We start from the raw sequence: 12,868 nt of genomic DNA, 5'->3' as shown, positions 1-12,868 counted from the left end.
GCGATTTTTTGAGAAAATTTGATAGTTTTGGTTGACAATACAAAGAGTTTTGGGTATAAGTTAAGTAACTAAATCAATAAGTATCTTAATCTTCTGCAGGGTTCCTTCGGAGGATTATGTTGATGAAAAAGGACTCGATAGCCTACGCTGAGCATGTGCTTGATCTTTTTACTGAGATTTTGCACAAAGCAATCATAGTTGGCCCACTCCGCGAGGTTGGTCTGGGTATTACTCCCGCACTGGCGCAGGGGATTCAGTTTATACACCAGCATGGTGTATGCTCTGTTAAGGATATTGCCGAGGGGCTTTCGATGACGTATTCGGCTGCGAGCCAGCTTGCTGATCGTCTTGTAAAGAAGGGTTTGGTCACTCGCCGCGAAAATGCACGCGACCGCAGGCTAACCGAGATTGAATTAACAGATGAGGGGTTTAAGCTTGCTGAGAAGATTAGACTGCGGCGAGTAACCGAAATGTCTCGAATACTGGGCCGCATGAGACCTGCTAGTCGGGAGATGCTCGTGCAAATTTTAGAGGATTTTATCACAGCGGTTATAAAGGATGATAGGACGGCGCTTGAAGTTTGCTCTCATTGCGGCCGAGACCATATGCCGGAATGTGTAATCAACGAGGTATATCAGGCGGCTACCGGAATGCCAATCCGGCGAACTTAATTGGCCGATTAGGAGGAAAAGAACATGAGCATTCAATACAGCGAAAAGGTCATGGAGCATTTTATGAATCCTCGCAACGTAGGCGAGATTCCAGATGCCGATGGCATAGGCAATGTTGGCAATCCTGTATGTGGCGACATTATGCGGATGTACATAAAAGTCAAAGATGGGGTAATTGTAGATGCAAAGTTTAAAACTTTCGGGTGCGGTGCTGCAATTGCCACCAGCAGTATGGCGACAGAGATGATAAAGGGCAAGACAATAGAAGAGGCTCTGAAGCTCAGCAACAAGGCTGTGGCTGAGGCGCTAGGAGGCTTACCGCCGGTTAAGATGCACTGCTCAGTCTTGGCAGAGGAGGCAATTGAGGCTGCTATAGATGATTATCTAAGGAAAACTACCGGCAAAGGCCTCGATTTTGAGAAGAATAGATATCTAAAATAAAGATGAACTAGGAGGAAATCAAATGCGAGAAAAGGTTGAAGAAGTACTGAATGAGATTAGACCAGCTTTGCAAGCCGATGGTGGGGATATCGAACTAGTAGATGTTAATGAGGAGACTGGCGTTGTAACGGTAAAGCTTGTCGGAGCATGTGCGGGGTGTCCAATGTCCCAAATGACTCTGCAGATGGGCGTCGAGCGCGTGATAAAATCAAGGATCCCCGAGGTGCAAAAGGTTGAGGCTGTACCATTTGCTGGCACAGCGGTGGATCTTTAAGAAGAATAAAAAAGAGCGTTGGCAGTTTGTCAGGTAGTGGAAATTTCCCTTTACTATTGAACTAGGGGAACTAATCGAGTGGCGCTAGAATACTAGATTAAATCAACCACCTTTGAAGGAGGTGGCTTAGCTTGTTCGAGACATTAAAGCGAGATATACAGGCTGTAAAAGAAAGAGATCCAGCGTGCCGTAGCACGCTTGAGATAATTACGTGCTACCCGGGTTTTCACATACTCTTTTTCCATCGACTGGCGCATTGGCTGTGGAATCATCAGTTAAAGTTGCTTGCTCGGATTATTTCCCAAATTGGGCGTTTTTTCACGGGCATCGAAATTCACCCAGGAGCCAAGATTGGACCAGGCTTTTTCATTGACCATGGCATGGGCGTGGTGATTGGCGAGACGGCAGAGATTGGCGAGAACGTTACCCTCTACCATGGGGTGACTTTGGGCGGCACTAGCTGGAAAAAGGAAAAGCGTCACCCAACAATTGGCAATAATGTGGTGATAGGCGCGGGCGCAAAGATCCTAGGACCATTTAAGGTGGGCGATAACAGCAGAATCGGTGCTGGTTCGGTAGTGGTTCATGAGGTTCCGCCAAATTCAGTTGTTGTCGGTGTGCCTGGCCGTGTGACGTATCGAGATGGTCGAAGAGTCGTAGGGGAAATTGACCTAGAGCAACACGAGCTTCCCGATCCCGTCGCGAAAGCTGTCGAGTGCATCCTAGAGCGGCTTCGCCATTTGGAGGATGAGATAAAGAAGCTCAAGGACACGGCTCATCTAGGTGAAGCTGTGGAGGAAAACAAGGTCTGATGGTGTAAAGAAAAGCCCCGGTCGGGTAGGAAACGCCCGGCCGGGGCGATGGAAGGAGGTCGGATTGCTAGGGTATATACCCGTGGAACGCTGGTCCTATACAAACCCCCTTGTGTTCGCTTCAATTTTTTGACGCTTAAGTTTAGTTAAAAGTTCCAAATAGCTATATTTTTTAGCTGAATATTCGCCAAGAGTATGCTTTTAGTTAATAGCTGCTTCCTCGTTGGCATAAATCTTGCACGCTCAATTCTTGGAGGTGCCCCACATGTTTATAAAACGTCACCACAGCCGTTTGATATTCTTGCTTGCTATCTCCTTTATGCTCTTTGTTTCTAACTTAGCAAAAGCCGAATGCCTCATATTTTCGGACAGCTTCGATGATGGCGATTGGACTCACAACCCGAAGTGGGAATTCTCAATCGAAGGTCCGATTACTGTGAGCAATGAGCGCTCGGTGTCGCCTCCTTATAGCCTGAAGGTTTCAACAAACAACCAGCAGGGAGCAATATATGCATATTCTTGCCTTACTTCAGCTACTCAAAGCTTTTCGTGCACATTTAACTTGTACATAGAATCTATGGGCGATGAAGCGATTCCATGGTGTCTTCGATCAACCAGCGGCGGTATCGCGGCAATCATTTTCATACTGCCAGGCGGAACAGTTCAGCTGTTTGTCTTGGATTCCACCAGCGGTTGGAGTGGGAAGGCATCAAACGTTCCGTTCCCTCTTACTTATGGAGCTTGGCATTCATTTCGGATTACATATGATGGCTCAATAACCAATTTGTATCTCGATGGCCATACAAATCCAGATGCTAGTGTGGCACAGCCGTACGTGTATGTGCCGTCACGAGTGAGCATTGGAAACATCAGCTTGCCGCACACGAGCACCTTTTATGTTGATGACTTGGCGTTTTACACCCCCAATCAATATGAACCCGGCCGAGTCTACGTACAGGTATGCTCCGATACCTCAACCGGCGGAATAAATGTGAATAACCACTATAATAATTTTCCTGCGGATGATTATACATACACTTCTCCAGAAGGCCAGGGAGCGCAAGTTATGGCTGAGTCATATAGAGAAGGCCTTCGAGACAGCCTTGGCAATCCAATTAAGTTCACATGGTATATGAATTTGGGTTCTTTATATTCTTGTGGTGTGAGCACCGGACCACTTTTACCTCTTGACCTTATGGTAGACAACCATGGCGACTCGATTGAGCGGTGGGGTGATGAGTTAGCATATCACTATCATACGTGGATATGGAGCGACCCAGATGGGGATTCGGTGTATCATTGGAATCAGGCGCCTGACTTTACATATTGCGTAGATGACTTTGAGACAACTGTTGCTCACATGATTCTTGATCGAATGTTCTATCCTTCGTCATTTAGGAGCGGTTGGCATGGCATGGATAACTTTTTCCAGTCATATCTCGACGATTGGTTTCCATATCGTTTTGAGAATGCCTGGCCAGCTTATCGCGAAGATCCGACAGAGCCTGTTGACAACGTTTACGATTGGAGGCGTGCTCCATCTGAATGGGTGCCTTATCATCCCGATGCAAATGACTATCAGGTGCCCGGCAATCTGCGTGGTTGGGAATCGCGCTGTGCGTATATGAACAGCATTACAGCGTCCGAGGTGGAAAATATTTTTCTAAAAGCACTTGCCGGTACCACTCAAATTGTTACAGCATTTTCGCATCTAAAAGAGGCAGATTTCCCGACGCAGGTGGCGAACCTGCATGCTCGACTTACTGATGCAGCTGATAAAATTCCATGCGTTAAATTTGAATATCTTACGGGTCGCGAATGCATGATGAAATGGCGAAAAGGAACGGATGTGACGCCGCCAACAATCCAATATTCAGTCTCTGATTCAGGGAGTGTTCGCACCGTAACTTTTAGCACCGATGAAGAGATATATCAGGTTCAGCCATTTGTCGCACGAAAAGGCAATGATGGGTCGTACGCCCGGATGGATAGCGTGAAGGTTGGAATAAACCAGTGGCGCATTCAATATGATCTTTTGGATACTGTGGCAATTGCAGTTGGGGTTACGGATTGGTTTGGCAATCCGCGCGTTCAGTTTTTCCCTGTTCCCTTGAGGATTGGAGATACGCATGTTAGCACAACTACCGATTCGGCAGAGGTAACCTGGACGACAAATAACCCGGCAGACTCAAAGGTTGAGTACCAGCTTGCTTCATCGGGCGGTACGACGAGTGTTTACTCGAGCAAGAGGGTTCTGAAGCATCGGGTGGTTTTGACGGGTCTCATGCCTGGGAGTGTCTATAAAATAAGCATTTCATCGGAAGATGAGTTTGGTGAGCTGGCCGAGGTTAGGGATATCTATGTCCTAACAAAGCTATCTGGTGCTGTTGTAATAGACAACGTTGATGCAGGCTTTTCCACAGTTGGGAGCTGGTCTACGGGCTCAACTGCTCCTGGGAAATATGGCTCTGACTATCGTTATGCGATGACTAGCCCCACTGGTACCTCAAATGCGTACTGGACGTGGCAAGTGGCAGAAACTGGCATTTATAGAATCTGCGCCTGGTGGTCGGAGGGAACAAACCGTTCCACAACTGCGAGATACTCGGTCATCTATGGTGGAACTGAGGAAGAAAAGATAGTCAATCAGCAAACTAATGGAGGCAAATGGAATACGCTAGGAATATATTATTTGGAAGCAGGGAACACAGTTCAGGTTAAGTTATCAAATAACGCGCCATCAGGATATGTGGTAATTGCAGATGCAGTAAAGTTTGAGCAGGCGTATACTTCTATATCGAACATCGGACTGGCACGGCATTTGGAAGACGGGAATAGTATTCGAATTTCGAATGTTGCAGTCACGGCCGTGTTTGATTCGGCATTTTACATTGAAGAGATTGGGCGCTCGGCTGGTTTGAAAGTAGAAGGCTCTGGTGTCAGCGTCGGCGATATAGTGCAGGTATCTGGCGAACTTGCAACAATTGGTGGCGAGCGCACGATAATTAATCCGCTAGTGGAAAAGATGGAAGGGAATGCTTTTCTTAAGCCACTTGCAATTACAGCCAGAGATATAAACCTTGGTGCTTGCGAGGGTGTGACGACCGCAGGACTGCTGGTTACAGTTTGGGGTAAGGTGAGTTCCGTTGGCGTTGATTACTTCTATGTGGACGATGGCTCATCCCTAGAGGATGGCAGCTCAAACGTCGGGCTCAGGGTTGATGCTTCTGTCTTGTCATCTCCGCCTCAAATTGGCGATTTTGCAGTGGTCACGGGTGTGGTCGGAGCACAAAATCTCGATGTCGGGACGGTTCCTATAATCCGCCCGCGCAATAGTGCCGAGATAATTTTTTACTAAATATTGAATAAATGTTCAATTTTCTCCGCCTATTGGGAACATTTGAGCCATCACAGCCGTATAAATAAATAAAATGCACACATTCGTGATGCAGTTTGCTCCTTTCCAAATACCTCCTTGCCCAGGCCGGGCCGCCGGTTGTTGAATAGGTCCCGAGCGCCGGCGACTCGGCTAGTTTTGAGCCCCGTTTCTTCGGGGCTCTTTTTTTATCATTTTTGGTTCAAAATTCCAGAATCAGGTATTATTAACAGTTATCTACGATATTCCAAGTGGCTAAAATATACGGTGTTGCTGAACTGGGGGTGCTTTGAGAACTAGGAAAATGAAGTGTTCAAATAGATTTTAATGCAAAGTGTGAACACTGTATGAATTGAGGATGGGTATTTTCAACATAGGTGGAACCTTTTTTGGCGATTTGTTGTCAAACTTAAATGGATGTGCCCCTAGCAGAGGGTGCACTACAGAGGGGGCGAGAAGCGGTTCAAATGGCTAGCGCCAACGGGGGGTTGGAATCTGCTCTCGCCTCCGAGATACGTAACGTGCTGGAAGCAAGAAAGCCGGCTAAAAGGCCGGCTTTCTTGCTTTGTCAAGGAGTATAAATTCAAGAGAGGGGTTTTAGAAGCAAAACCAATCCTTTTGTGAAAATTGGGTGAAATGGTATTTAAGGGTGGGGCAACTAATTGCCTCACCCTTAAAATACGATTAAGTATTGCCTTTTAATTTTGGTTGAACTGCACAAGTTTTGCGGTTTCTATGCCATCTAGCTTTCTAATCTCATCCATTACTAGGTCCGGCACTGGGTCGTCAACGTTTAGAACCATTACTGCTTCCTTGCCGATGCCTGCTCTGCCAACGTGCATCCCGGCGATATTTATGTTGTGGTTACCGAGAAGTGTCCCTACTCGGCCGATAACTCCCGGTTTATCTATGTGGGTCGTGACAAGCATTGCTCCGTCGGGAACTACGTCAATCATAAATCCATCAATCTTTACTATCCTGAAATCTCTTTTTCCGAAGACAGTTCCCTCAATTAGCTTTTCGCCCCTGTCGGTCTTTACCTTGACGGCTAGAAGGCTGGTATAGTCTTCTGGTCCTACGCTCTTGCTTTCTGTAATCCGAATGCCTCTTGATTCGGCAATGACTGGGGCGTTGACTAGGTTCACCGGTTCTGTAAGAATCGGTTGGAGCAGGCCTTTTAGTACAGAGCGTCCGACCGGGCCATACTCCATAGTGGAAAGATCGCCGCAGTAAGCAATTTCGATAGACTTGACAGCACCATCCGTAAGTTGTGTTGCCATCATACCAATCCGTTCGCCTAGAAGCATGAATGGTTCCACTGCAGCTAGTACTTCGGCGCTCAGGGCTGGCATGTTTACTGCACTGCGAGCAGGCTTGCCATTAAGGACGTCCACAATCTGCTCAGCAACGTCAATTGCAACATTAATCTGAGCTTCCTCGGTTGATGCTCCTAAGTGTGGAGTAGTGATTGCTTTGTCCAACTTGAGTAACGGGTTGTCTGGAGGAGGTGGTTCTGACTCGTAAACGTCGAAGGCTATTCCTGCTACCTTGCCTTCCTCGACTGCTTTTGCCAGGGCGGCTTCGTCGACAATTCCTCCTCGGGCAACATTAATGATGCGTACTCCGGGCTTCATTTTTGCAATCTCATCTTTGCCGATTGAGCCCTTTGTATCTTTTGTTGCTGGTACGTGAATTGTAATGTAGTCACTTCTTCTAAGGAGTTCATCCATGCTAACAAGCTCGACGCCTATCTTGCTGGCGTACTCTTCGGAAACGAATGGATCGTATGCTATGATGTCCATCTCGAAGCTTTGCGCCCGCTTGGCAACAGCGCTTCCAATCTTTCCAAGCCCATAGATACCTAGTGTTTTTCCATAGAGCTCATTACCGACGAATTTGCTTCGTTTCCACTCGCCAGCGCGCAATGAGGCATGCCCTTGGGGAATATTCCGTGCGAGAGCTAACATCATTGCCATTGTAAGCTCAGCAGCAGCAATGGTGTTCCCGCCGGGTGAATTGACAACAATGATTCCTTTCTCGGTGGCAACAGGGACATCAATGTTGTCTACGCCGACGCCTGCCCGGCCGATGATTTTCATGTTCTTTGCCGCTTCGAGAACATCGGCTGTGACTTTTGTCTCGCTTCGAACAATCAGAGCATCATAGTCGCCGATAATCTCGATTAACTTGGATTTCTCCAATCCGGTCTTTACATCTACGTCGAAATGCTTCTGGAGAATTTCAATTCCTTCTTTTGCGACAGGATCGCTTACTAAGATCCTTGGCATACCCACCTCGTCCTTCCAGTTCTTGCCATCTACCCCTTTGGCACATATGCGGGGCATGCCTGGAGTAGCCGGCAATTAATTAATGCGAACAATGAGATGATACACCAAGCTAAGTGGAAATGTCAACCGAACTATTGGCCATGCTCGAGCCGCATCTCGGGAGCGGACCGGCGGATGTAAAAAGGAACGAGGGAAAGGGGGTCGGATGTTTCACCGGCGGCAATTTTTTCTGAGGTCAGCCTTGCTAGAATTGAAGCCTTTGGATAGGAAAGCCATTTGGATGCCGGGACTACCCGGTCGCCGAGCGACTTGCTTAGCTCCTCCAATGCGTCCTCTACGCCGTCCCCGCAGAAAATGATTCTGCGCTCTGATTTCTGGCTTTCTATTTTGGGATGTGGGAAGAGACTTTGGGCCATCTTAATTACTTCATTTATTGGTCCAGCCGAGTAGTCGGTAATCTGCTTAATTTTCCCATCGCATGTGTTAAAGAAAGCCCAGTATACCTCACCCTTTCGAACTTTCACAAGCGGACAGACGGTCGCATTGGGAAGGTAATCGAATTGGTAGGCAAGAAGGTCAAGTGTGATGATTCCAACGATTGGGATATTGAGCACTTGTGCAAGGGTCTTTGCTGTTGCAACTCCAATTCGCAAGCCAGTAAACGATCCAGGTCCGAGTGAAACTCCAATGCAGTTAAGGTCTTTAATTCTCAGTGCACAGTCTTTAAGCATTGAAACAATATTTGGCATCAACCGCCGGGAGAGGTCCATTTTGTGGGCAAAGTTGTATTCGGCGAGTAGGTTGTTCTCGTCGGCAACTGCGATACTCGAGGTGTCTGTTGTTGTATCTAATGTCAATACTTTCATTGGCACATGTAATTATATTCCCACGTGTCAATGCGGTCAATGTTGCCAAACCAAGGCTTGCGTGGTAGAATGCGAATAGTAGACCCTCAGTTTGGGCATATATGCCTTAGGCATTTTCTGCAATTAAGGAGTGATAACCTTGAGGGTGCCCATAAAATTAGGATTCCTCTTGTATTTTATACTAATTCTTGCCTTCGCTTTGCCTGCGGTTGCTCAGAAGACTTTTGACTTTGAGAAACTCAAAAAGCCAGTGGACATTATGCTTGTTAACGGGTCAATGATGGATGCAGTGGAGGCGTTAGCAAAGCAGGCGGATATTGAGATTGCCGCTCCAGCTTTCCCCGAAAAAGGTATTAGCACGAGCCTAAAGGGTCAGCCGCTCAAGGTGGTCCTCGATATGCTTACGAAGATGACAGGTCTATCTTGGTATATTGAAGGCAGCATCATTGTATTCCGGCGGCCAGCGGAGATATCCACAAAAGATGTGCCCGAAAAGCCGCTAGATAAGCTCACTCCGGAAGAGTACATGACTGAGGTACTAAAATCGCTCGATGGCGCTCAGCTTTTTAGACTTTCGCGTGGGTTTCCGCTTTCATATTTTGAGCTTACTCCTTTCCAGCAGGAGATTCTCAGGGCAATGCTTGCTTCGCCCACAGTTGGCCTGACCGATACAGGGCAGGTTGTTAAATCTTTGCCAAAGCCCGAGGAAACAGTGTTGCTATTTCGTGTAATTCCTTACTTGCTTATTCCAAAGCCTGGTGGGAAGGAAGATCTTGCCTTGCGCATGGATTCGATGCCTTACATATACTTAAAGAAGGTGATGGTGCCTTAATGGCTATAGCAAATTTGGAAATTGAGAACTTGAGTTCTGATTTACCGACATTCTCGAGGAGAAGATACAGGGTTAGCTTCTCGCAACTTATGCAGGCTTTCTTAGTAACCCTGCTAGTTATTTCGGCGGGTTGTGCGCTTGCCCAAACCGAACGCGCGGGAGAGTTGAATTGGGCGGCGGATGAGAGAATGATTGCATCGGTCACGATTCCGCCTAAAGTGATGCCTTTGAAGGAATTGTGCTCAGTATTAAGCAAACAAACAAGCTCGGAGTTTTACGTAGACCAGAGGCTTGAGGAAACAAAAATCGTCGTTCACATTGGAGAAACTCGCCTAAAAAGCATAATGAACATGGTTGAGGCAATTACTGGCTTCCAATGGCGGTTAGTGGATGACGTCTTTTTTCTCACACGAGATGCCCGCGGTTCTGCAGTAATGGCTTGGAAAGAAAGATATTTGGAAGCCAAGAAAGCTCAAGAGGCTGGCAATCTTGAGGCAGATGTTCGACGTTGGCTTAACATGACTATGCCATTCCTGCCGAGCGTTGACCCTGCTTGGCAGCTTACGCCACTCCAGCAAGAACAGATTGCCTATCAGCAAGCGATCTCGTTACTTACCTTGACACCAGCGCAGATAGATTGGCTGAACGCTGCTCTTCGTGCCGCTGGTTTCAAGACAAGCGAGGTAATGACGCCAGTTGACCAGCTTGCAGTGGATCTTCGAGAAATCCCGGTGAAACTAAACGCTGCCATGATAATTCGTTCGAAGAGCGGAGATTTTCTCATTGAAAAGCCTCTTATGCCTATTGTGCCAAAGGCAGTTCCGCCTGCGCCTTCCAAAGTTGGAACAATTAAAATTGATGAAGTCAGGGATAAGGGAGAGGAAAAAAAGATTGCAATTAAGGACAAGCTCCAAGGGTTATGGATTACTGATGTAGATTTCGATGGCCTAGATGATGTTGTGAGGCTTGCTAAAACACAAGGTTTTGATACTATTTTCATTCCAATATTCAAAGCTGGACAGCCAATCTATCCAAGCAAAATATTTACTCAAGATAAGAAATATGCTGACGATGACCCGCTTAAGAGGGCAATTGCTTTGGCACATGGGCAAGGCTTAAAGTTAATTGGTGTGTTGGATGTAACACTTTGGGGTGATGCCGAGCATCCTGCTCCTCTGGTAATTGCAAGCCATCCCAGTATCCAAGATTGCAACCTTCTCGGCAGGCGCTATGCTGAGCAAGAGGTTTGGCAAAACGCCGAGATGCAAAATCTCAAACCGATTTCTGCTGACGTTATTCCGGTTGCGGAGACTAAAACCTCTGGCAAGGAGGTTTACATCTGCCCAGCTTCGTCCCAGGCGGCAAGGCTTCTGAAATCATTATTAGCCGAATTGAGCCTTAACTATGAGCTTGATGGTATTTGCCTCGATCGAGTTGATTATGCACATAGTAAGCCTTTTATAGTGGCTGGGCAGGACCTCACGCCGCCATTTGGATACACGGTGGAGGTGCGAAAAGAGATGATTCGCCTTCACCATATTGACCCTATTGATGTTGATTTATGGGGGGCGCGAACTGACGCTGATGTGCAAGCTTTGGCATTATGGGATAAGTTCCGCCGGGGGAAGCTCATAGGTCTTTTGACGGAACTTTCAAAGCAGTTTAAGATGGACAATCCTAACAGCATTTTTGCGGTGACCGTTGATCTTGCTTCTGATAGCCAGTCACCTGTTCACTGGGCGGAGATACCCAGAGTTGATGCTCTCATTCCAAAACTTACATTGGAAAAGTCCGAGAGTGAGGGCACATATGTTTATTCACAAAGCGAGGCAGAGGCGATAGTAAGCTTGAACCGTGCATCTCTCAAAGCTGCTGCAGTAATCCCGGCGGCCGGTGAGTTTGGTGCTGGAAGGCTAGCTGAGCAAATTACAGCACTGAGCCGAGTTGTTAAATTGGCGAAAGATGAAAACCTTAGGGGCTATATACTTGTCGGCGATGTTTCTGGTCTGAGAGCGGCTTTGGAGGCGATTGGCAAACAGGTGCCATGACATGAAGCTAATCTGTATCGCTGGACTTCCTGGCACTGGCAAAACCCACCTAGCTATGCGCCTAGCAGATGAGATGGGCGCACTCCGGTTGAGTCGTGATGAAGTTAGGGCAAAGCTCTTCACCCCACCGAGTTACTCAGATTCCGAGAAGGCTTTAGCTTTCGGTGCAATGCTCTTCATTGCCCGGTATTTTCTAAGCCAAGGCAGGGACGTTATCCTCGAAGGAATGCCGTTTTCTAAGCGGTCCGAGCGTGATGCGGCAAGAGCGCTTGCGAAGGAGGTGGGTGCAGAATTCGAGTTGCTCTATTGCGTTTGTCCAGATGAGGTTGCGCTCCGGAGAATTGCTCTGCAGGACCATCCGGCTGCAGATCGGAATGAAGACCTTTACTACCAGGTTAAGGCACGATTTGAGCCAATTGGCGAAGATGAAGGTGCGGTTGTGGTCGATACCGGGCAATCTGTTGATTAGGGTGCTCTTGATTTGAGGCAACAATACCTTGGTTAACATTACCAACTTTTTGCCCAATCCGTAGCCATTTGAATTTTCCAAAGGTTGCCTGTAGCGACTAAATAGATAAATGAGCCGCCAAGGAAAATGAGAAATAGAGCGCAAATTTGCACTATTGCGCGATAGATATTTGTGCTCAGGAGCCTTCGTCCACTAGCGACAGCCGCGCCCACTATCAAGTACCATATGATGTCTCCCATGCTGTGGCCTATATAGAATGCCCCGAGTGCCCAGAGCATGTTTTGCCGAAGTCCTGCGAAAAATGTTATTCCAGCGAGACCAATTGTTGCCCACCAGATAACCCAGTAAGGATTTGTAATACTTACTACCATTCCGGTAAGCATGGAGTTTAGCATGGAACCCGTGGATTGGGTTTCTTGGTTAGCTGTTTTTGTTGATGGAAGGTCGAGGGCACCGCGCCGAGCGTCATGAAACATGCTCCAGCCCATAAAAAGAAGCATAATTCCTCCGATAATGGCGATTCCGCCTGTTATTGGCTTTATCCTAAGGAGGTGACCCAAGCCGGAAAGCAGAAAGATAACTACAATAAGTTCCAAAGTTACGTGACCTGCAACGAGAAGAACTGACGAAACGAAGCCTTTCTTTGCAGTCTGGGCAATGGTTACCGTAAGTAGAGGTCCAGGCATAAGTGCTCCCGAAAGGGCCACCATGAACGATGATATAAAGATTGCGCTAAGCGTCAAAGCGGTTTCTCCTTTATTTCAGGCTTTGGAGGTTCTGAGTTATTATGC

General features: G+C 47.3%; 11 protein-coding genes. 8 read left to right on the top strand and 3 right to left on the bottom strand.

Annotated features, from left to right (window positions below):
- The first annotated feature begins 122 nt into the window (after window positions 1-122).
- The 5 genes from QHH26_04990 to QHH26_04970 all read left to right on the top strand — a co-directional run bounded on the left by QHH26_04990 (window position 123) and on the right by QHH26_04970 (window position 5,556).
- Window positions 123-671 carry a MarR family transcriptional regulator gene (locus tag QHH26_04990; GenBank protein ID MDH7481321.1) on the top strand — a complete coding sequence of 183 codons (549 nt, stop codon included), beginning with the start codon at window positions 123-125 and terminating at the stop codon, window positions 669-671.
- Window positions 672-695: 24 nt separating this feature from the next.
- Window positions 696-1,112 (top strand): Fe-S cluster assembly scaffold protein NifU, encoded by a 417-nt coding sequence (gene nifU, locus QHH26_04985; GenBank protein ID MDH7481320.1) that lies wholly within the window; start codon window positions 696-698, stop codon window positions 1,110-1,112.
- A gap of 22 nt (window positions 1,113-1,134) precedes the next feature.
- A complete protein-coding gene (locus tag QHH26_04980) occupies window positions 1,135-1,386 on the top strand; it encodes a NifU family protein (protein ID MDH7481319.1) in 252 nt (83 codons plus the stop codon).
- Between the two features lie 131 nt (window positions 1,387-1,517).
- Window positions 1,518-2,198, top strand: coding sequence for a serine O-acetyltransferase (gene cysE / locus QHH26_04975; protein ID MDH7481318.1), 681 nt, complete (start codon window positions 1,518-1,520; stop codon window positions 2,196-2,198).
- A 265-nt stretch (window positions 2,199-2,463) separates the two neighbouring features.
- Window positions 2,464-5,556 carry a hypothetical protein gene (locus tag QHH26_04970; protein MDH7481317.1) on the top strand — a complete coding sequence of 1,031 codons (3,093 nt, stop codon included), beginning with the start codon at window positions 2,464-2,466 and terminating at the stop codon, window positions 5,554-5,556.
- 716 nt (window positions 5,557-6,272) lie between these two features.
- Here QHH26_04970 and serA read toward each other — a convergent pair.
- Complete coding sequence (serA, locus tag QHH26_04965) at window positions 6,273-7,862, bottom strand: phosphoglycerate dehydrogenase (GenBank protein ID MDH7481316.1); 1,590 nt, start codon at window positions 7,860-7,862, stop codon at window positions 6,273-6,275.
- 131 nt (window positions 7,863-7,993) lie between these two features.
- Window positions 7,994-8,728: a tRNA (adenosine(37)-N6)-threonylcarbamoyltransferase complex dimerization subunit type 1 TsaB gene (tsaB, locus tag QHH26_04960; protein ID MDH7481315.1), complete on the bottom strand. Its 735-nt coding sequence runs from the start codon at window positions 8,726-8,728 to the stop codon at window positions 7,994-7,996.
- Between the two features lie 145 nt (window positions 8,729-8,873).
- Here tsaB and QHH26_04955 point away from each other — a divergent pair, with 145 nt between their 5' ends.
- From QHH26_04955 to QHH26_04945, 3 genes are read left to right on the top strand one after another with little or no spacing between them, the layout of a single operon-like run.
- Window positions 8,874-9,560: a hypothetical protein gene (locus tag QHH26_04955; GenBank protein MDH7481314.1), complete on the top strand. Its 687-nt coding sequence runs from the start codon at window positions 8,874-8,876 to the stop codon at window positions 9,558-9,560.
- On the top strand, window positions 9,560-11,608 hold the full coding sequence (locus tag QHH26_04950; protein ID MDH7481313.1) for a family 10 glycosylhydrolase: 2,049 nt from the start codon (window positions 9,560-9,562) through the stop codon (window positions 11,606-11,608). Before QHH26_04955 ends, QHH26_04950 begins: the two co-directional genes overlap by 1 nt.
- A 1-nt stretch (window position 11,609) precedes the next feature.
- Window positions 11,610-12,077: an AAA family ATPase gene (locus tag QHH26_04945; GenBank protein ID MDH7481312.1), complete on the top strand. Its 468-nt coding sequence runs from the start codon at window positions 11,610-11,612 to the stop codon at window positions 12,075-12,077.
- Between the two features lie 38 nt (window positions 12,078-12,115).
- Here QHH26_04945 and QHH26_04940 read toward each other — a convergent pair whose 3' ends face one another.
- Window positions 12,116-12,820 carry a LysE family transporter gene (locus QHH26_04940; GenBank protein ID MDH7481311.1) on the bottom strand — a complete coding sequence of 235 codons (705 nt, stop codon included), beginning with the start codon at window positions 12,818-12,820 and terminating at the stop codon, window positions 12,116-12,118.
- Between the last annotated feature and the right edge of the window lie 48 nt (window positions 12,821-12,868).

This window comes from Armatimonadota bacterium, assembly GCA_029907255.1.
Classification (GTDB): Bacteria; Armatimonadota; UBA5829; order DTJY01; family DTJY01; genus JAIMAU01.
Note: the sequence above shows the minus strand (reverse complement) of the source record. Positions and strands in the feature narration are given on the sequence as shown.

Bases quoted from the DNA above. Each gene is read 5' to 3' on its own strand.
- QHH26_04990 (MDH7481321.1), top strand. From the start codon at position 123: ATGAAAAAGGACTCGATAGCCTACGCTGAGCATGTGCTTGATCTTTTT.
- nifU (MDH7481320.1), top strand. From the start codon at position 696: ATGAGCATTCAATACAGCGAAAAGGTCATGGAGCATTTTATGAATCCT.
- QHH26_04980 (MDH7481319.1), top strand. From the start codon at position 1,135: ATGCGAGAAAAGGTTGAAGAAGTACTGAATGAGATTAGACCAGCTTTG.
- QHH26_04970 (MDH7481317.1), top strand. From the start codon at position 2,464: ATGTTTATAAAACGTCACCACAGCCGTTTGATATTCTTGCTTGCTATC.
- serA (MDH7481316.1), bottom strand. From the start codon at position 7,862: ATGCCAAGGATCTTAGTAAGCGATCCTGTCGCAAAAGAAGGAATTGAA.
- tsaB (MDH7481315.1), bottom strand. From the start codon at position 8,728: ATGAAAGTATTGACATTAGATACAACAACAGACACCTCGAGTATCGCA.
- QHH26_04950 (MDH7481313.1), top strand. From the start codon at position 9,560: ATGGCTATAGCAAATTTGGAAATTGAGAACTTGAGTTCTGATTTACCG.
- QHH26_04945 (MDH7481312.1), top strand. From the start codon at position 11,610: ATGAAGCTAATCTGTATCGCTGGACTTCCTGGCACTGGCAAAACCCAC.